The 18720-nt window shown below is 70.1% G+C and carries 21 protein-coding genes; 7 read left to right on the top strand and 14 right to left on the bottom strand.

Going from position 1 to position 18720, the window contains the following annotated elements; translation table 11 throughout:
* Nucleotides 1-121 precede the first annotated feature (121 nt).
* The 4 genes from ACFOWZ_RS04745 to ACFOWZ_RS04760 form a co-directional block, all read right to left on the bottom strand.
* Complete coding sequence (locus ACFOWZ_RS04745; RefSeq protein WP_382369537.1) at nt 122-349, bottom strand: hypothetical protein; 228 nt, start codon at nt 347-349, stop codon at nt 122-124.
* 139 nt (nt 350-488) lie between these two features.
* On the bottom strand, nt 489-701 hold the full coding sequence (locus ACFOWZ_RS04750) for a PLDc N-terminal domain-containing protein (RefSeq protein ID WP_382369259.1): 213 nt from the start codon (nt 699-701) through the stop codon (nt 489-491).
* A 2-nt stretch (nt 702-703) separates the two neighbouring features.
* Nucleotides 704-1315, bottom strand: a complete 612-nt coding sequence (locus tag ACFOWZ_RS04755) for a CBS domain-containing protein (protein WP_382369262.1) — start codon at nt 1313-1315, stop codon at nt 704-706.
* 12 nt (nt 1316-1327) lie between these two features.
* Complete coding sequence (locus tag ACFOWZ_RS04760) at nt 1328-2014, bottom strand: CBS domain-containing protein (RefSeq protein WP_382369265.1); 687 nt, start codon at nt 2012-2014, stop codon at nt 1328-1330.
* Between the two features lie 190 nt (nt 2015-2204).
* Here ACFOWZ_RS04760 and ACFOWZ_RS04765 point away from each other — a divergent pair, with 190 nt between their 5' ends.
* Genes ACFOWZ_RS04765 through gap form a run of 4 tightly spaced genes read left to right on the top strand, consistent with a single transcriptional unit; the run spans nt 2205 to nt 7599 of the window.
* Entirely contained in the window at nt 2205-3200 is a 996-nt protein-coding gene (locus ACFOWZ_RS04765) for an Acg family FMN-binding oxidoreductase (protein WP_382369268.1), read from the top strand.
* Nucleotides 3197-5443 (top strand): phosphoenolpyruvate synthase, encoded by a 2247-nt coding sequence (gene ppsA / locus ACFOWZ_RS04770; protein ID WP_382369271.1) that lies wholly within the window; start codon nt 3197-3199, stop codon nt 5441-5443. Before ACFOWZ_RS04765 ends, ppsA begins: the two co-directional genes overlap by 4 nt.
* Nucleotides 5444-5457: 14 nt before the next feature.
* Nucleotides 5458-6579, top strand: coding sequence for a fructose-1,6-bisphosphate aldolase/phosphatase (gene fbp / locus ACFOWZ_RS04775; protein WP_382369274.1), 1122 nt, complete (start codon nt 5458-5460; stop codon nt 6577-6579).
* A gap of 9 nt (nt 6580-6588) precedes the next feature.
* Nucleotides 6589-7599: a type I glyceraldehyde-3-phosphate dehydrogenase gene (gap, locus tag ACFOWZ_RS04780; protein WP_382369278.1), complete on the top strand. Its 1011-nt coding sequence runs from the start codon at nt 6589-6591 to the stop codon at nt 7597-7599.
* Nucleotides 7600-7603: 4 nt separating this feature from the next.
* Here the strand turns inward: gap and ACFOWZ_RS04785 are convergent, their stop codons facing one another.
* On the bottom strand, nt 7604-7936 hold the full coding sequence (locus ACFOWZ_RS04785) for a hypothetical protein (protein ID WP_382369281.1): 333 nt from the start codon (nt 7934-7936) through the stop codon (nt 7604-7606).
* Between the two features lie 27 nt (nt 7937-7963).
* On the opposite strand from ACFOWZ_RS04785, the gene ACFOWZ_RS04790 reads away from it, so the two are divergent.
* Both ACFOWZ_RS04790 and ACFOWZ_RS04795 read left to right on the top strand, forming a co-directional pair.
* The gene (locus ACFOWZ_RS04790; protein WP_382369284.1) at nt 7964-8458 is read left to right on the top strand and encodes a flavodoxin domain-containing protein; all 495 of its coding nucleotides are present in this window, start codon (nt 7964-7966) and stop codon (nt 8456-8458) included.
* A gap of 115 nt (nt 8459-8573) precedes the next feature.
* Nucleotides 8574-9125: a hypothetical protein gene (locus tag ACFOWZ_RS04795; protein WP_382369287.1), complete on the top strand. Its 552-nt coding sequence runs from the start codon at nt 8574-8576 to the stop codon at nt 9123-9125.
* A 197-nt stretch (nt 9126-9322) separates the two neighbouring features.
* Here the strand turns inward: ACFOWZ_RS04795 and ACFOWZ_RS04800 are convergent, their stop codons facing one another.
* Entirely contained in the window at nt 9323-10222 is a 900-nt protein-coding gene (locus tag ACFOWZ_RS04800; RefSeq protein WP_382369290.1) for a universal stress protein, read from the bottom strand.
* A 3-nt stretch (nt 10223-10225) separates the two neighbouring features.
* Nucleotides 10226-10819, bottom strand: coding sequence for an Rv1733c family protein (locus ACFOWZ_RS04805; RefSeq protein ID WP_382369293.1), 594 nt, complete (start codon nt 10817-10819; stop codon nt 10226-10228).
* 166 nt (nt 10820-10985) lie between these two features.
* Here ACFOWZ_RS04805 and ACFOWZ_RS04810 point away from each other — a divergent pair, with 166 nt between their 5' ends.
* Nucleotides 10986-11387 carry a hypothetical protein gene (locus tag ACFOWZ_RS04810; RefSeq protein WP_382369296.1) on the top strand — a complete coding sequence of 134 codons (402 nt, stop codon included), beginning with the start codon at nt 10986-10988 and terminating at the stop codon, nt 11385-11387.
* Here ACFOWZ_RS04810 and ACFOWZ_RS04815 read toward each other — a convergent pair.
* Genes ACFOWZ_RS04815 through ACFOWZ_RS04845 form a run of 7 tightly spaced genes read right to left on the bottom strand, consistent with a single transcriptional unit; the run spans nt 11357 to nt 18719 of the window.
* Nucleotides 11357-12325, bottom strand: coding sequence for a magnesium transporter (locus ACFOWZ_RS04815; RefSeq protein WP_382369299.1), 969 nt, complete (start codon nt 12323-12325; stop codon nt 11357-11359). The two genes, ACFOWZ_RS04810 and ACFOWZ_RS04815, sit on opposite strands and share 31 nt — an antisense overlap.
* Nucleotides 12309-12470 carry a hypothetical protein gene (locus ACFOWZ_RS04820; RefSeq protein ID WP_382369302.1) on the bottom strand — a complete coding sequence of 54 codons (162 nt, stop codon included), beginning with the start codon at nt 12468-12470 and terminating at the stop codon, nt 12309-12311. The genes ACFOWZ_RS04815 and ACFOWZ_RS04820 overlap by 17 nt, the downstream gene beginning before the upstream one ends.
* Nucleotides 12467-12799 carry a hypothetical protein gene (locus ACFOWZ_RS04825; RefSeq protein ID WP_382369305.1) on the bottom strand — a complete coding sequence of 111 codons (333 nt, stop codon included), beginning with the start codon at nt 12797-12799 and terminating at the stop codon, nt 12467-12469. The genes ACFOWZ_RS04820 and ACFOWZ_RS04825 overlap by 4 nt, the downstream gene beginning before the upstream one ends.
* Nucleotides 12787-15309, bottom strand: coding sequence for an HAD-IC family P-type ATPase (locus ACFOWZ_RS04830; protein ID WP_382369308.1), 2523 nt, complete (start codon nt 15307-15309; stop codon nt 12787-12789). The genes ACFOWZ_RS04825 and ACFOWZ_RS04830 overlap by 13 nt, the downstream gene beginning before the upstream one ends.
* Nucleotides 15290-15676, bottom strand: a complete 387-nt coding sequence (locus ACFOWZ_RS04835) for a CBS domain-containing protein (protein ID WP_382369311.1) — start codon at nt 15674-15676, stop codon at nt 15290-15292. Before ACFOWZ_RS04835 ends, ACFOWZ_RS04830 begins: the two co-directional genes overlap by 20 nt.
* Nucleotides 15673-16128 carry a universal stress protein gene (locus ACFOWZ_RS04840; RefSeq protein WP_382369314.1) on the bottom strand — a complete coding sequence of 152 codons (456 nt, stop codon included), beginning with the start codon at nt 16126-16128 and terminating at the stop codon, nt 15673-15675. Before ACFOWZ_RS04840 ends, ACFOWZ_RS04835 begins: the two co-directional genes overlap by 4 nt.
* Nucleotides 16125-18719, bottom strand: a complete 2595-nt coding sequence (locus ACFOWZ_RS04845) for a bifunctional acetate--CoA ligase family protein/GNAT family N-acetyltransferase (RefSeq protein WP_382369317.1) — start codon at nt 18717-18719, stop codon at nt 16125-16127. The genes ACFOWZ_RS04840 and ACFOWZ_RS04845 overlap by 4 nt, the downstream gene beginning before the upstream one ends.
* Nucleotide 18720 lies beyond the last annotated feature (1 nt).

Consider the following 18720-nt stretch of genomic DNA (forward strand, 5'->3'; position numbering starts at 1 on the left):
CGGGACCGCGGTCACGATCTGCGGCACCGACCTGCACATCCCCAAGGGCGACGTGCCCGAGGTCGAACCCGGACGCGTTCTCGGCCACGAAGCTGTGGGCGTCGTACTGCCGCACCGGGAGCTACGGCCAGTGCCTCGGCGGCGGGGGCTGGATCCTCGGGCACCTCGTCGACGGCGTGCAGGCCGAGTACGTGCGACGGTCGCCACGGCTGAGGAAGCCGAGCGGGTCGTCGGCGAGCTGACCGGTGGACTCGGCGCGGACGTGGCGATCGAGGCGGTCGGTGTGCCGGAGACGTTCGAGCTGTGCGCGAAGCTGGTGCGGCCGGGCGGATCGACGGGAGCGGTTCATCACGCACCGGTTCGCGCTCGGCGAGATGGAGCAGGCGTACGAGGTGTTCGAGAACGCCGGTGAAAGTGGAGCGCTGAAAGTCGTTCTGCAGGCCTGACAAGAACAAGGGCGCCGGGGTGAACCGGCGCCCTTCGTGTGTTCATGTCCTTCTCCCCCAGCGGAAGTAGGCGAGAGGTCCGGCGAAGTTCACCAGAATCGCCAGTGCCCACCAGAGCTTGCGGCCGCGCACGAACTCACGGGGCCGCATCGCCAGGTCGGTCCACGCCGCACCGGCCATCGCCACCTGCACGACGCCCATCGTCAGCAGGGTCCTGCGCTGCGCCTCGGTGAGGTCGCTCCATCGTCTCGCCATGGTCAGATCCGTTCAGGGGCGGTGATGCGCACGTCGGTCACACCCGCGATCGCACGGGCCAGCACCTCGGCGACGTGCCGGTCGGTCGCGTCGTTCAGATTGTCCACAATGGAAACTTTGCCTCGCCTCACGTCGACCTGCCACCGGTGCGCGGCACCCAGGACGCCGAGGCGGTGGCGGACCTCCGCCTCGATCACCCAGTCGTCGCGGCTGATCGAGCGCAGCATGTCGCGCCGGGTCACGATGCCGGCCAGATGACCCTCGTGCACGACCGGCACACTGCGCACACCGTGCTCCAGCATCAGGTCGGCCACCTCGGCCAGGTCGGTGTTCGGCGTGACCGTCACCGTCGGCTTGGTCATCACCTGGGCCACCACGTCACCGGGCGTGTGCCGGGGCACGGGCGGTTCACCGTGCACCAGCCAGCGGGGGTCCTGCGGCAGCCGGTCGCGCAGCAGTTCGACCTCGCTCACGACGCCGACGAACGTGCCCGCGGTGTCGACCACGGGCAGCGCGGTGAAGCCGCGCTCGGCCAGCAGCCTGGCGGCCTCACGGGCGCCCGTGTCCGGGCTGACCACCACGACGTCGGTCGTCATCACGTCTCGAGTCCTCATGGGATCGCTCCTTCAGCCGAAGATCTCGGTCTGGCGCGGCTGGTTCGTGTCGTTCCACGCCGGCCGCAACCGGTTCTGCAGGTCGACGACACCCGGCAGCGACCGCACGAGGTGGTCGGCGATGTCGATCTCGCTCTGGCGTTCGAGCCTTCCCTGCAACGTGACCACGCCGTCGGCCACTTCGACGTCGATCGTGTCCGGGTCGACCCACAACGTGCGGCCGAGGATCTCGTCGCGGATCGTCGTGCGCAGCTCGTCGTCCTCGCGCAGGTAGAGCTTCAGCAGGTCACGCCGCGACAGAACTCCGACGAGCGCGCCGTCGCGGTCCATCACGAAGAGCCTGCGAACACCCGTCCTGGCGAGCTCCCTGGCCGCCGCACTGGCCGGGGTGTCCGGCTCGACGCTCTTGACCGGGCTCGTCATCACGTCCCTGGCGGTCAGCCCGGAGGCCTGCTCCCAGCGGTGCTTGGTGTCGCGCCCGGCGAACAGGCCGGGTGCGTCGGTGGTGCCGCCGCGGAACTCCTCCTTCGGCAGCAGGTCGGCCTCGGACACGACGCCCACGGGATAACCGCCGTCGAGCACGGGAACAGCGCTGATCCCGTTCTCTTCCAGCAGCTGCGCGAGGTCCTTGAACGAGGTCTCGACGTCTGCGCTGATCACCTCACGCGTCATCAGCGAGGAAACAGTCGGTTCACGCATGACACACCCTCCGGTGATCCGTTCGTTCACGTGTGTTCCAGCGTTGCCGCCCGCGAGCCAGCCCGACACGTGCCAAAGGCGCCGGCGGGCTGGGACGGCGGTCCCGGATCGCAGGGGACCAACGCCCCTCACCCCCGTCCCCGGGCGCTGCGAGGTTTGAGCCAGGAACTTCGACCTGGAGGTGAGCCGGATGAACCGCGGTCAGCCGGATGAGAACACGCTGCGGGCGGCGGTGGCGCTGGCGTGCCGTGCGCCGTCGGTGCACAACTCCCAGCCGTGGCGCTGGGAACTCGGTCAGCACAGTCTGCACCTGTACGCCGATCGGACACGCTCGTTGCCGGCGATCGACCCCTTGGGGGCCGACCTGGTCGTCAGTTGCGGGGCCGCGTTGCACCACCTGCGGGTGGGGCTGGCGGCACTCGGATGGCGGGCGGTCGTTCACCGGCTGCCGAACCCGGGAGAGCCCGACCACCTCGCTGCGATCGAGTTCCAGCCGTGCGAACCCACCAAGTCGAACGTCGCGCTCGCTTCGGCGATTCCGCGCAGGCGCACCGATCGCCGCGCGTTCTCGTCCTGGGCGGTACCCCAGGAGATCCTCGGGCAGCTCGTGGACTGTGCGCTCGCGGAGGGCGTTGAAGCCCAGGAGGTGGTGGGCCGCGCACGGGACGAACTGCTCATGGCGATCGCCACCGCCGCCGCCGCGCAGCAGGCCGATCCGGCGTACCGAGCCGAGATCCGCGAGTGGACCGGCGTCTATCCCGGTGCCTCGGCGGGTGTGCCGGCCTCGAACATCCCGGCGGGTTCACGGCAGTACGGGAACCTCCAGATGCGTGAGTTCGCACCGGGTGAACTGCTGCAGACCGACAACCGGCTGCTCAGCGAGGACGCCGGATCCCTGATCGTGCTGAGCACCTCGTCCGACGACGAGCTGTCTCGCCTGCGTGCGGGCGAAGCGACGAGCGCGGTCCTGCTGGAAGCGACCTCGGCGGGGCTCGCGTGCTGCCCGCTCAGCCAGCCGCTGGAGGTCGTGGAAACGAGAGAGCTCGTCCGCGACCACGTGCTGGGCGGCTCGACCTGCCCGCAGCTCGTGATCCGCGTCGGCTGGGCCGGGTTCAACGCCGACCCGCTGCCCGCCACCCCCCGCCGTCCCGTCATCGACGTCCTCACCCCGCAGGAGCGGCCATGAGCAGCTACATCCGCGACTTCAGCACCCTCGGCAAGAACGACACGGACATCGCCGGTGGAAAGGGCGCGAACCTCGGCGAGTGCACCCGTGCGGGACTGCCGGTACCGCCGGGCTTCGTCGTGACCGCAGAGGCGTTCCTGAACTCGATGAGCCAGGTCCGCGCCGACCTCGCCACCGAGCTCGCGATCGCACTCGACCGGGCGACCTCCCCCGAACTGCTCGCGGAGTCCGCCGAGCGGATGCGGGAGCTCGTGCGCAAGGCCGGCGTCTCCGACGACGTCCGGCACGCGGTGCTGAAGGCCTACCGCGAGCTCGGCCAGGACGAGTCCGTCGCCGTGCGTTCCTCGGCCACCTCAGAAGACACCGCCGGAGCCTCGTTCGCCGGCATGAACAGCACGTTCACCAACACCCGCGGCGCACACGCCCTGCTCGACAGGTTGCTGGACTGCTGGGTCTCCCTGTTCGGCACGCGCTCGGTCGCCTACCGCGCGGAGCAGGGCATCACCGACGAGCCCGCTATCGCCGTCGTGGTGCAGCGGATGGTGAACTCCGAACGGTCCGGTGTCATGTTCACCGCCGACCCGTCGACCGGTGAGCGCGACCGGATGCTCGTCGAGGCCTCGTTCGGCCTGGGCGAGGTCGTCGTGAGCGGCTCGGTCGAGCCGGACACCTACGTGTTGCGCCGCAACGGAGACACGGTGTCCCTCGTGGACACTCGCGTGGGCCGCAAGTCGCACAAGATCGTGCGCGGCCCGGACGGGGCCGACCAGCGGATCGACCTCACGACCGAGGAGTCCCACGCGCAGGTGCTCACCGAGGCCGAGGCGGTCGCGATCGGGCAACTGGGCGTGCGCGTGCAGCGGCACTACGGCGAACCGCAGGACACCGAGTGGGCCATCGCCGACGGCAAGACCTGGCTGGTCCAGTCACGTCCCATCACCACGCTGCCCGAGACCACCGTGACACTGGACGGTCCGCTGGTCGCCGGTCTGGCCGCCTCTCCCGGCATCGCGTCCGGACGGGTCCGGGTGCTGCGCTCGCCCGATGAAGGCTCACGGCTGCGCGACGGCGAGGTCCTCGTCGCCGAGATGACCAACCCCGACTGGGTGCCCACGATGCGCAGGGCGTCCGCGGTCGTGACCGACGGCGGCGGCATCACCTGCCACGCCGCGATCGTGGCCCGTGAACTGCGCGTGCCGTGCGTCGTCGGCACCGGCTCCGCCACCTCGGTGTTGAAGGAGGGACAGCAGGTCACCGTGGACGGCAGCGCGGGCGAGGTCCGCGCGGGATCGGCCCCCATCACCACGGCGCCGCGGATCGTCGCCCCGGCGGTGCCCGCCACCGAGGCCCTCGGCACGCGCGTGTACGTCAACCTCGCGCTGCCCGAGCACGCCGCCGAGGTCGCGGCCATGCCCGTCGACGGTGTCGGCCTGCTGCGGGCGGAGTTCATGCTCACGGAAGCACTCGACGCGGAACACCCCCGCCGCTTCCTGGCTCAGCGCGGCACCGAGGACTTCCTCCACGCCATGACCACGTCACTGCTGCAGATCACGCACGCGTTCGCTCCCCGTCCGGTCGTCTACCGCACCATGGACTTCCGCACCAACGAGTTCCGGGAGCTCAAGGGCGGCGACGAGTTCGAGAAGCACGAGCACAACCCGATGATCGGCTACCGCGGCTGCTACCGGTACGTCGACGACCCGATGCTGTTCGGCCTCGAGCTCGAGGCACTCGCACGGGTTCGCGAGCAGACGCCCAACCTGCACCTGATGATCCCGTTCGTCCGCACCAAGTGGGAGCTCGACGCCTGCCTGGAGCAGATCGACCGCAGCCCGCTCGGACGGCAGCGCGGCCTGCACCGGTGGGTCATGGCCGAGGTTCCCTCGGTGGCGTACTGGATCCCCGAGTACGCGCGCTCCGGCATCGACGGCGTCTCCATCGGCAGCAACGACCTCACCCAGCTCGTGCTCGGCGTGGACCGCGACTCCGAGCTGTGCGCGGACCTGTTCGACGAGTCCGACCCGGCCGTGCTCGACATGATCGGCCGCATCGTCGGCGCCGCACGCGACGCCGGCATCACCTCGTCGCTGTGCGGGCAGGCACCGTCCAACAAGCCGGAGTTCGCGGAGAAGCTCGTGGAGTTCGGCATCACGTCGATCTCGGTGAACCCCGACGCCGTTCCCGCGGCCCGGTCGGCGATCGGATCCGCCGAGCGCCGGCTCCTGCTGCGATCCCACCGCTGAACCCGGAGACCACCATGATCACGCTCAGCATCATCAAGGCTGACACGGGCGGCTTCGTCGGGCACTCCTCGGTGCACCCCGACATGCTGGCCGCCGCACAGGACGCCCTCGCCACCGCTGTGGGCGACCACCTCCTGGTCGACGCCCAGGTCGCGAGCTGCGGCGACGACATCTCGCTCATCATGACCCACGAGCACGGCGCCGACGCGGAGCCGATCCACTCGTTCGCCTGGGACACCTTCCTGCGCACCACCGAGATCGCCAAGCGCCTCGGGCTCTACGGCGCGGGTCAGGACCTGCTCTCCGACGCGTTCAGCGGCAACCTCCGCGGCATGGGCCCCGGTTACGCCGAACTGGAGTTCACCGAACGCCCCAGCGAGCCGATCATCTGCTTCCTGGCGGACAAGACCGAACCCGGTGCGTGGAACCTGCCGCTGTACAAGATGTTCGCGGACCCGTTCAACACGGCGGGTCTGGTGATCGACGCCAACATGCACGCGGGTTTCCGGTTCGAGGTCTACGACCTGCACGAGGAGAAGAAGATCTGGTTCGACTGCCCGGCCGACCTCTACGAGATGCTGATGTACATCGGCGCACCGGCCAGGTACGTCATCCACTCCGTGCAGTCGAAGACGCTCGGAGAGCAGGCCGCCGCGACCTCCACGCAGAGGTTGTCGCTGATCGCCGGCAAGTACGTCGGCAAGGACGACCCCGTCATGATCGTGCGCGCCCAGTCCGGTCTGCCCGCGGTCGGCGAGGTCCTGGAACCGTTCGCCTTCCCACACACCGTCGCGGGTTGCATGCGCGGTTCCCACCACGCGCCGATGATGCCGGTCTCCATCGGACAGGCTCATCCCGCGCGGTTCGACGGCCCGCCGCGGGTCACCGCGCTCGGCTTCCAGGTGCGCGACGGCAAGCTGATCGGCCCCAGGGACATGTTCGACGACCCGTCGTTCGACCGGGCCCGCAGCAAGGCCAACGAGGTCATGGACTACATGCGCCGCCACGGCCCGTTCGAGCCGCACCGGCTGCCGCTCGAAGACCTCGAGTACACCACCATGCGGCTGCTCGAAGAGCGCCTGGCCCCTCGCTGGGAGCCGATGGCACCCGCATCCCTGCCCGTCCCAGCCAAGTAGGAGATCCTCATGCCGGTTCGCGTTGCCATCAACGGGTTCGGTCGCATCGGGCGGGACGTGCTCCGCGCCGCCATCGACCGCAACGACACGGCGATCGAGATCGTCGCCGTCAACGACATCACCACGCCGGAGACGCTGGCGCACCTGCTCGCCTTCGACTCGACCTACGGGCCGTGGCGCAGGCACGTCTCCGTGGAGGGGAACACCCTCACCGTCGACGACCACAGCATCCTGGTGACCGCCGAGGCGGATCCGGTGGAACTCGACTGGGGCGCGCTCGGTGTGGACATCGTCATCGAAGCCACGGGCCGGTTCCGCACCAGGGAAACGGCCGGCGTCCACCTCGAACGCGGTGCGCGCAAGGTCCTCATCACCGCTCCCGGCAAGGGCGTCGACGCCACCATCGTGCTGGGAGTCAACGACGACATCTACGAGCCTGGCGAACACCACATCATCTCGAACGCGTCCTGCACCACCAACTGCGCGGCCCCGATGGCGGCCGTGCTGAACGAAGCGTTCGGCATCGTCGAAGGCGTCATGACCACGATCCACAGCTACACCGGCGACCAGGCGCTGCTGGACCGGCCGCACAAGGATCTGCGCCGGGCGCGTTCCGCAGCGGTGAACATCATCCCGACCTCCACCGGCGCGGCCCGAGCCATCGGACAGGTCATCCCGGCGCTGGACGGCAAGCTCGACGGACTTGCCGTGCGCGTCCCGGTCGAGGACGGGTCGCTCACCGACCTGACGGTCCGGCTCGCCGAGCCGGCCACCGCGGATCAGGTGAACCGCGCCTTCGAGGAGGCGGCAGCCAGGCATCTCAAGGGAATCCTGCGCTACACCACGGATCCGGTCGTGTCGCGGGACATCATCGGTGACCCGGCGTCGTGCGTGTTCGACGCGTCGCTGACGAAGGTTCAGGGAAACGTCGTGAAGGTGATGGGCTGGTACGACAACGAATGGGGCTACGCCAACCGCACCGTGGACCTCGCGGACCGCGTCGCCCGCACACTGCCCTGAGCGGTCACGTCCTCAGTTCGGCGAGCGCGTCGGCGATCGACGCGCTCCACCTCTCGATCCCGGCCCAGTCGCGGAAGTCGCCGAACCGGCCACCCATGGCGCGCAGCCCAAATGGCCGTTCCTGCGGGTGCTCGTACCGGCCAGCCTCCCACCGGATGCGGCAAGAGTTCCACGACGCCGTGCGTCGCCACTGGCGGACACAACGCCTCCGGTCAGGCTCGTACTTCCGCGACTCGGCCGCGACCGGCCTTCCGCGCGGGCCTTCACCACCGGGCTGAAGCCCGGCGCACTGGTAGCGGGTGTCCCTGCCCAGGCGAGCCCAACGACCCTGTCCCACCTGGATCGACGGCGCGAAAGTGTTGGTATGACCGAGATTCTCGTCGCATACGCGACCAAGATGGGCGGTACGAAGGAGATCGCCGAGGCGATCGCGGCGCGCATTCGCGCCGCCTCGCACGAGGTGACCGTGCTCGATGCCGCGGACGTCGGCTCTGTCGCGGACTACAAGGCCGTTGTTCTCGGCAGTGCGCTCTACGCCGGCCGGTGGCGTCCAGAAGCGGTGAAGCTGTTGAAGCGGAACGCGGATCTGCTCGCCAGGCGTCCGGTGTGGCTGTTCCACAGCGGTCCGCTCGGCACCGACCTCTCCGCGCAGAAGGCGCCGCGCAAGGTGCAGGAACTCGCCACCCGCATCGGCGCGGACCAGCCGTTCACCTTCGGTGGCCGCCTCACCGGCCAGACCGCTGTCGGCTTCCTCGCCAAGAAGATGGCGAACGGTCCGATGGCGGGCGACTACCGCGACTGGGACGCGATCGACCTGTGGGCGTACAAGATCGCCCAGCACCTGGTCGCCGCGCGATGAGGCTGCGACCGAGTGCACCGCCAACAGGCTCATCCGGCGCGGTCCCAAGGACCCTGGGTGCGCCACCGCCCACACGTGAAGCTCGTAGTCAGGACGAAACACCTGGGAGGTAACGATGTCTGCTGTTCATGTTCCTGTCCGGACCCGCGCGGACACGGGCGCGATGTCACTCGCGGTGCTGCGCATCGCGACCGGCCTGCTGTTCCTCTGGGCCTTCTTCGACAAGGCGTTCGGCCTCGGCTACGCGACGCAGTCCAAGAACGCCTGGTTCTCCGGAGGCTCACCCACCAAGGGCTTCCTCGGCCGCGTCGACGTGGGACCGTTCCAGTCGACGTTCCGCGACTGGGCAGGCGCCTGGTGGGCCGACACGCTCTTCATGGTCGGGCTGCTCGCGATCGGTGTCGCGCTCGTGCTCGGCATCGGCCTGCGCGTCGCGGCCGTCACCGGCACGCTGATGATGCTGCTGATGTGGGCAGCGGAATGGCCGCTCGCGCAGCACAACTCCGCCGGCGAGGCGACGATGTCCACCAACCCCGTCATCGACTACCACATCGTGTACGCGCTGGTGCTCATCGTCGTTGCGACAACGGCTTCCGGCGCCATCTGGAGTCTGGCCCAGTGGTGGTCCGCCCTCCCGTTCGTCCGGGCGAACCCCTGGCTCAAGTGACCACAACGCGAAACGGGGCACCGCACCCGCGGTGCCCCGTTCCCGTCGTTCGGCCGGCGCTGATCACCCGGCCAGAATCCCCGTCCGCAACCTAGCTGCCCCGGTTTTGGGGGGGGNNGCGCGAAAAGCACGTTCGGGCCGCTAGATGGCCCGAACGTGCTTTTCGCGCCAACAGGAACAGGAACGCGGCTACCTGCTCAGGCGTGCTCGATCTGTTCGGCGAGCCCAGGCCGGACCAGGAGCACAGGGCACGGCGCGTGCCGGACGAGCGCCTGGCTCGTCGAACCGAGCACCATGCCGGTGAGGCCTCCGGTGCCGCGTGCGCCCACGACGAGCAGGCTCGCGCCCTCGGCGAACTCCAGGAGCCGGTGCGCCGCCGAGCCGTGCACGACGTGCCGCTTGACCTCCACGCCGGGATGCCGGTCCGCGCACGCCTCCAGCCGCTGGGCCACCTTCGCCTCGCGCACGGTGTCGAGCTCGGACCACACGACGCCGACGGACTCGGCGATCCTCGCCGTCCCCAGCGGCGGTCGCCAGGCGTGCACGGCCACCAGTTCGGTGCCGCGTGCCTCGGCCTCCTCGAACGCCCGGTCGACGACGTACCAGTTCTCCGGTGCGCCGTTGACCCCGACGACGACCGGTCCGTCCGGCGCCGCGTCGTCGCCTCTCATCACGACAACAGGGCACTTCGCGTGGCACGACAACGCCACCGCGACCGAGCCGAGCACCAGGCCGGCGAACCCGCCGAGGCCGCGTGAGCCGACCACGACCACCGCCGCGGTCGCCGATTCCTCCTCCAGCAACCGGGCGGCAGAGCCGACCTCGACGCGCACCTGGACGTCCACGCCGGGGGCGACCTCGTCCACCGCCAAGATGGCGGTCTGCACCCACAGCATCGCTTCCTCGTGCAACGCCTGCCGTGCGGCGCCCGACCGGTCCAGGGCCTCAGCGGGCAACGGCAGCTCCGCGTGCACAAGTCGCAGGGTCGCGGTCCGGCGCGCCGCCTCGGCCGCCGCCCAGCGAACCGCGTCCAGCGCGCACTCCGACCCGTCCAGGCCGACGACAACCGTGTTCGTGTGTCCGATGGGAACGGTCACGGCTCACCTGCCCGTCCACTCCGGCGCGATCCGCTTCCACTCTGTGGCCCACTGCCTCGAGCGGAACTTCTTGTGCGCGAACCTCGTGGCGAGGTACAGCAACGCCATCGAGCCGGCGGCCGCGCTCCACAGGAGCAGGGCGAGCACGATCGCGTCGATCGCGGCGCCCGCGGTGGTGATCGGAGGCTCGGTCACGCCCCCGCTCCGGTCGACCCAGATCGACACGGTGGCCCCGGCCTTGGCGTCGTAGTGCACCGGGACGGTTCCCTGCCGGGCACTTCCGTCGGGCAGGCGCCACCTCGCGAGCACGGGCACCGTCTCGACGACGCCACCCCGCTCGCTGGATCCGATCGTGCCTGGACCGTCCTCGACGAGGATCGCCACGGCACGGGTCTTGACCACCTGCTCGACGGCGACGCGCTCGCGTTGCGAAGCGAAGATGTCGGAACCGGCCGCGGCGGCGACCGGAACGGCCAGCATCGCGACCGCGACGCCCAGCACGAGCACCGTGCTCTCGATCCGGTCGCCTGTCGTGGCGAGCTCGTTGCGGTACGGGAAGGCCTGATGGACGAGTCTGGACATCGGTTTCGCGGTCATGGTCCACCTCCGTCCTCAAGATTTCCTGGTCGGCGCCCCGCTCCCCAGGGACCAACGTCTCGACCCCGCTGAGCCCGTGGTCTCGGTCGGAAAGGAGTCCCCGTGCGGTGTTGGCGGCGTGGGCCGCGGAGAAGTGTGGAGACACCTTCGAAACCGGGAGAACGCCATGACCACGCCACTCCTCGCCGCCGGCGACCAGCGCTACGGCGACCTCCGCGATCGTGCGCTCGCCGCTGTGCTCGCCGAGGAGGACGCGGCGGAGGAGCTCGGCCTGAACCCGCTGGAACGCGTCTCCTGCCGGCTGCACCGCCGCTGGCTGCACCACTGCGTGCACTCAGCCGACCACGTCATCAAGGTCACCGGCCACCGCTGGTGCCGCGACTGCTCCTCCACCGCGTCGGTCGGCGTCGACGAGCTGACCGGTGACGTGATCGTTCGTTGCGTGAGGTGCGGCCGGACGCCGGACACCCCCGCGACCCGCCAGATCGTCCGCGCGTGCCGGGCGAGCCTCTCGGCGGCGCAGGGCTTCTTCCCCGATCACACGATCGCGGTCGCGATCACGAAGTAGATCAGCACCGACAGCAGGTCCTGCAGCACCGTCGCGAGTGGGCCCGAGCCGAACGCCGGGTCACGCCCCAGCCGGTGGAACAACCACGGCAACGCCATCGCCACCGCGGTCGCGATCGAGGAGGCCGCGAACAACGCGGCAGCCACCGCCCAGGCGACCTGAGCGTCACCCCACACGAGCAGGATCACCGGAAACGCCAGTGCCGCCAGGGCGGCGCCGAGCAGGATCCCGGTGAGCACCTCACGCACCGCGACCCGCCCGATGCCGACACCGACCGACAGGCCTCTGATCACCAGCGCCTCGGTCTGGGTACCGATCGCGTCGGCGATGTAGACCACTCCGGGCACGAAGAAGGCGACCAGCACCTGCCGTGCCAGCACTTCCTCGTACGCACCGACGACGACCGCTGACAGCAACGCGCCCACCAGGCCGACCAGCAGCCACGGCAGGCGGTGCCAGAGCCGTCGGCCCACGCGTTCGGTCGACGCCGTGCGAGCCGATGCGGCCGACGACAGGAACCCGCCGAGCCGCGCGAGGTCCTCGTCGTGCTCCTCCAGCAACACCGTCAGCAGCCGCTGAGGTGGCACCAGACCGACGAACCGGCCCGTGTCGTCCACGACGGCCAGGCCGGGTTCCGCGTGCTGCACCGCCTGCCACGCCGCGTGTTCCTGATCCACGCCGGGGCGGACCACAGGTGGTGCGGGATCCATGAGGTCACCGATCCGATCCCCCGGCTCGGCGGCGAGCAGCCGTTCGATCGTGAGCAGCCCGACGAGCGCACTGACGTCGCACACCGCGAGAACGGACGCGCTCTCGAACTTCCTGCCGGCCAAGCCGCGCAGTGCCTCGCCCGCGGTGTCGTCCGCGGTGACGACCGGGACGTTCGCGGACGCGTGCGCCGCGGCGGTGCCGCCCAGGAGATCAGCCGGACCGGACATCGAGCTCACCCGCCCGGTCGGGCAACTCCCGCTGCAACGTGCGAGAGGTGCGCTGGTAACCCCGCGACGGCGGCCGGTGCGGCAGCGTCACCTCGGGCGGGGTCACCTCGTGGTGGTCGATCGTGGTCAGCAGGTGGGCGATCATGTTGATCCTGGCCCGCCGCTTGTCGTCGCCTTCCACCGCTTCAACGGGTCCCCGAGCCGCTTGCGGAACCGGCGTTCCTGCTCGGCGTCGCTGACCGAGAACCAGCACTTGCGCAGCAGGATGCCGTCCTCGACGAGCATCCGTTCGAAGGCCGGGCACTGCCGGAGGAACAGCCGGTGCTCCTCCGGAGTGCAGTAGCCCATCACACGCTCGACACCGGCGCGGTTGTACCAGCTGCGGTCCAGCAGCACGATCTCGCCCGCCGCCGGCAGGTGAGCGACGTAGCGCTGGAAGTACCACTGGGTGCGTTCCCGCTTCAGCCTGTCCATCGGCGTCTCCGCCACTTGTCCAGCTCCACCAGCACGTACGACACCGCGCTCAGCACGAACACGACCAGCCACGGCTGCCAGCCGAGCGGAGCTGTGTGGAACAACGAGTTCATGAACGGCGCGTAGGTGAGCAGCAGTTGCAGACCGACCGTCAGCGCGACCCCGACGAGCAGCCACCTGTTCGGACCGGTGCGCGGACGGATGCGTTCCAGGGACCGGCAGTTGGCCAGGTAGGCGATCTGGGCGCCGACGAACACGTTGACCGCGACCGTGCGGGCCACCTCCAGCGACGCGCCCGCCGAGAGCTGCCAGCGGAACGCCCCGAACGAGCAGGCCAGGAGGATCGCCGACACGAACAGGATCCGTCCGACCAGACTGCGGGTGAGCAACGGAAGCGAAGGCGGTAGCGGCGGACGGTTCATCACGCCCGGTTCACGTGGCTCGAACGCCAGAGTCAGTCCCAGCGCGACGGCGGTGGTCATGTTGATCCAGAGGATCTGCACCGGCAGGATCGGCAACGCGGCGCCGAGCAGGATCGCGGCGAGGATCACCAGCCCCTCCGCCATGTTGGTGGGCAGGGTCCAGATGATGAACTTGCGCAGGTTGTCGAACACTGCGCGGCCTTCCTCGACGGCCGCGCGGATCGACGCGAAGTTGTCGTCGGTGAGCACCATGTCGGCCGCCTGCTTGGCGACCTCCGTGCCGCCGCGGCCCATCGCGACGCCGATGTCGGCCCGCCGCAACGCGGGTGCGTCGTTCACCCCGTCGCCGGTCATCGCGACGACCTGACCCTCCGCCTGGAACTGCTTGACCAGCCGCAGTTTCTCCTCCGGGGCGACACGGGCGTGCACGTCGGCGATGCCGAACTCGGCGGCGATCGCGCGAGCGGTGGCCGGGTGGTCACCCGTGATCATCTTGACCTCGACGCCCGCCGCCTGGCAGGCGTGCACGGCCTCGATCGCCTCGGGCCGGGCGGGGTCGTGCATGGCGACGAGACCGAGCAGCCGCACGTTGCCGCGCAGGGCTTCCTCGGTCATCTCGACCCCGGTGGCACGGCCAATCGCGAGAACGCGCAGCCCGGCGGAAGCCAGCTCGTCCGCTTCGGCGCTGTGCGGCAGTCCCGCGAGGCCGAGCAGCTTCTCGACGGCGCCCTTCAGGTAGATCACGCCGTTCTCGTGCCTGGTGGCCATGAACAGCCGTTCCGAACTGAACGGCAGCACGTCGACCCGTCCAGTCAGGTCCGACGAGTCCAGTCCGATCTTCTGGGCGGCCACCACGAGTGCGGCCTCCGTGGGATCGCCCACGGGCAACCAGCGTCCGTCCTCCTCCACGATCCGCGCGTCGTTGCACGCCAGGCCGGCGAGCAGGCACTCACGCACCGCCGGGGTCACCGCGGGCGTGAAGGTGCCGGTGGGCGTGTAGCCGATCCCCGACACCTCGTGCCGCACTCCTCCGACCACCACGACGTTCACCGTCATCGCGTTCGCCGTGAGCGTCCCGGTCTTGTCCGTGCAGATGATCGTGGTGCTGCCCAGCGTCTCCACCGCCGGCAGGCGCCGGATGATCGCGTTGCGCCGTGCCATCCTGGCCACACCGATCGCGAGCGTCACGGTGACTGCGGCGGGCAGGCCCTCGGGGATCGCTCCGACCGCCAACGCCACTGCGGCGGTGACCATCTCGGCGAACGGCTCACCGCGCAGCACCCCGACCACCACGCTGAACGCCGCGAGCCCGAGGATCACGAACGTCAGCACCTGGCTGAAGTGCGCGAGCTTGCGGGTCAGCGGCGTCTGCACGGTCGCTGTCGTGCTCACCAGCCGGTGCACCCGGCCGATCTCGGTCTCCGCACCGGTGGCCACCACGACCCCGCGCCCGCTGCCCGCCGTCACCAGCGTGCCGGAGTAGGCCATGTTGGCGCGGTCGGCGAGTGCGGTCTCCGGCGGCAGCACGAGCGAGTTCTTGGCCGACGGCACCGACTCTCCCGTCAAAGCCGACTCGTCGACGCGCAACTCCCTCGCCGCCACCAGCCGGAGATCGGCGCCGACCTGATCGCCCGCTTCGAGCAGCACGACGTCGCCGGGCACGAGCTCGGCCGACGGGACGCGAGCGCTCACACCGTCGCGCACCACCGTGACCTCGGTGCGCACCATCGCCACCAGCGCGTCGAGCGCCTTCTCCGCACGGGCTTCCTGGACGAAGCCGATGATCGCGTTGATCACGACCACGCCGAACACCACGGAGGCGTCGACGACCTCGCCGAGCGCGGCGGTGATCGTCGCGGCGGCGAGCAGCACGTAGATCAACGGGTGGTGCAGCTGCCCGAGCAGTCGCAACGTCCAGTGCTGTCCACGCCGCGGCGGCAGCTCGTTCGGACCGAGGTCGTCGAGCCGCTGCCGCCACTGCGCCGTCGAGAGCCCGGCCTCCTGGTCGGTCTCCGCGAGCACCACGACCTCGGGCACCGGCAACCCGTGATGCGCGACGTCCTCGCGGTCAGCCGTGGGAACCGGCATGACCAACTCGAAGATGTGGGTCCTCGTGGCTGATCGCCCGCAGGACGTCGCGCCGCGTGACCACGCCGAGGATCCGGCCGTCCTCCAGGATCGGCACGCTGAGCACCTCGCGCAGGGTCATCGCGTCGTACAGCGTGGCCGCCTCCATCTCCGGGCCGGCGGTCAGGACGGGTTGCGACATCACGTCCTGGACCTTGCACGTCACGCCCGCGCAGGCGGCCTTCGTCACCACGCCGCGGAACACTCCGTGGTCGGACACCGGCAGCACGGTGAGGCCGGAGTCGTCCATGAGGCCCTCGGCGTGACGGGCGAAGTCACGCGGCCCGACCGTCACGAGCGGCCCGATCACCACGTCCCTCACCTTCATCGGGCCGCCTCCGCCGGCTCGCGATCGGTCACCGGGATCACGACGATCGGCGAGCGGGCGTGCCGCACCACGTGCATGCTCGTCGAACCCAGCACGATCTGACGCATCCAGTGGCCGGTGTGCGAGGCGACGACCAGGAGTGCGGCGCCCTCCGACGCCTTCTCGAGCACCTCCGCCGCGTAGCCCCGCAGGCTGCGCCGGACGATCTCGGGCAGCTCGGTGAGTCCCTCCGACGCCGCACGCACCGCCTCGTCGATCAGGGCCTCCGACTCGGCCTCGGCCTGCTGCACGGTGTTCTCCCGCCAGTCGGCCATGGGCTCGTAGTTCCAGGCGTTGACGACGTGCAGCGGGCAGCCGCGCACGACCGCCTCGTCCATCGCCCACCGGAGTGCGTTGTTCGACGCCGGGGTTCCGTCCACTCCCACCACGACGGGGTTTGTTGTCGTGCTCATGTCGTCCTCCTCAGTTGCCGCAGAAACGGGTCGGTCGGTCGTGCGGGGGCGACGCGAACCCTGGCGTCGACCACCACGCAGCCGGTGCTCGTCACGACGAGCGGGTTGATGTCGAGCTCGGTGATCTCGGGCAGTGCAGCCGCGAGATCCGCCACGCGCAGCAGCACGTCTCGCACTGCGGCTTCATCGGTCTCCGCGAGCACCGCTCCGGCGGCTCGGTAGCCGCGCATCAGGTCATCAGCGTCCGCAGTCGACAGTGGAGCGAGCGCGGCGGCACGGTCGTCGATCAGGTCGGTTTCGACGCCACCCAGCCCGGTGACGACGAGCGGACCGAACTTGTCGTCGGTGACGACTCCGACGAGGAGTTCCCGCTCACCCGCCGCCATCGGCTGCACGAACACACCGCGCAGACGGTCGCCGAAGCGGTCCTGGAAGGCGCGGAACACCTCCGCCACCGAGGCCTCGCCGTCGACGCCGAGCACCACTCCGCCGCCTTTGCTCTTGTGCAGCAGGTCGTCCGCCACCGCTTTCATCGCAACCGGGCCGTCGTAGGCGCGTTGTGCTGCCACCGCGTGCTCCTCCGTGGTCGTCAGGGTTCCGCCCAGCACGGGCAGCCCGAACGCCTTGAGCAGGCGCACGACCTCGTCCGGTGGCAGCCAGCCCTCCTGGTTGCGGGCGACGACGCCCTGCGCGGTCTGCAGGTCGGCATCGCCGGCTCGCGTGAACTCCTGCGGCCGGTCGAGCCACTCGGCGCGGTCCGCCAGGCGGGCCAGCGCGGCGGCGGCGCGGGCAGGTTCGGCGTAACAGGGCACGTCGTCCGCGAGCCGTTCGGTCTGACCGGTGCGCACGGCGAGCACCGGCTTGCCGGTGAGCCTGTGCACGCCACCGGTGGGGTCGCCGAGCGCGGTCGGCACGGTCACGGTGATCACCGCTCCGACGGCGGGGTCGGCGCCGACCACGTCGAGGCAGCGGGCGAACGTCTCCTCGTCCACGACCGCGGTCGTGTCGACCGGGTTGTGCGTGCTCGCCACCGCTGGGAGCAAGCGCCTCAACAAGTCCGTGGTCGCAGGGGACAGCTCGGCCATCCGCAGACCGTTGCGGACGCACGCGTCCGCGGCCAGCACACCGAGGCCGCCCGCGTTGCTCAGCACGGCGACCGACCTGCCGCCCGGTACGGGTTGCCGCAACGCCAGCACGACGTCGACCAGTTCCGGCACGCCGTCGACCGTGATCACGCCCGCCTGCCGGAACAACGCGTCCCTGGTGACCGAGGGCGTCGCCGTCGACGCGGTGTGCGAGGCGGCGGCCCGTTGCCCGGCCTCGCTGCTCGCCGCCCGAATCGCGATCACCGGCTTGTCCTGCGCGAGCTCCCGTGCCAGCCGGGAGAACTTGCGCGGGTTGCCGAACGACTCCAGGTACAGCGCGACGACCCGCGTCTCCGGGTCCTTCTTCCACCACATCAGCAGGTCGTTGCTGCTGATGTCGAGCTTGTCGCCGGTGGAGACCAGTCCGGACAATCCGAGGCCGAGCCTGCGCAGCTCCTCCTGGACGGCGATCGCGACACCGCCGGACTGGGTGACCAGCCCGATGTCGCCCGCGAGCGTGTCGTGCGCGGCGAACGTGGCGTTCATCCGCACTGCGGGCGAGCTCGTCGACACACCGAGGCAGTTCGGACCCACGAGACGCATCCCATGTGCGCGAACGGGTTTCATGAGCTCCTCGGCGTCGACTCCGGACGAGATGACGACCAATGCGCGGACGCCTCGGCGACCACACTCCTCAGCGACACCGGGCACGGCCTTCGCCGGCACGCAGAGCACCGCGAGCTCCGGGGTCTCCGGCAGAGCGGTCACCGAGCTGTAGCAGTCCACGTGCGCGACCGAACTGGCATGCGGGTTGACCGCGTACAGGTCTCCGGTGAAGTTGCCGTCGACGAGGTTGCGCAGCACGGCGTGGCCCACCGAGTCCGGTGACCGGCTCGCTCCCACCACGGCGATCGACCCCGGCCGCAGGACGTGGGTCAGGCTCGCCACGTCCGCCTTCGCCTCGCGTTCGGCGACCGCGTCGAGGTAGCGCTCGCAGGGTTCGAGGCCGAGGTCGACGTGGACGACGTCGCCGTCCGGAACGACCGTCCACACCAGACCCATGTCGGTGAACACCCTCAGCATCCGGAAGTTCATCGTGAGCACCTCGGCCGTGAACCGCCGGACGCCGCGACCTCGAGCCAGTGAAGCCAGGTGTTCGAGCAGCAGCGTGCCGACCCCGTGCGCCTGCTCGGCGTGCGACACGACCAGCGCGACCTCGGCAGACTCGGGATCGTCCGTCACCACGTAACTGGCCGCCCCGAGCAGTCGCCCCTCTCGCAACGCCCCCAGCACCACGTGCTGCGGCTCGTCGGGGGACACCATCCGCTGCACGAAGTCCTCGAGCTGCCGCGGCGAGGTGCTGAAGAACCTGAGGTACTTGTCCTCCGTCGGGAGCGACTGGTGCAGGTCCAGCAACGTCGTCACGTCACCCGGTCCGAGCTCGCGCACCTCGACGATCGAGCCGTCCGTGAGAAGCGCCCGAACTGGCGCCAGTTGCCGGTCCACG

The sequence above is a fragment of the Lentzea rhizosphaerae genome (assembly GCF_042649515.1).
In the GTDB taxonomy this organism is placed as follows: domain Bacteria; phylum Actinomycetota; class Actinomycetes; order Mycobacteriales; family Pseudonocardiaceae; genus Lentzea; species Lentzea aerocolonigenes.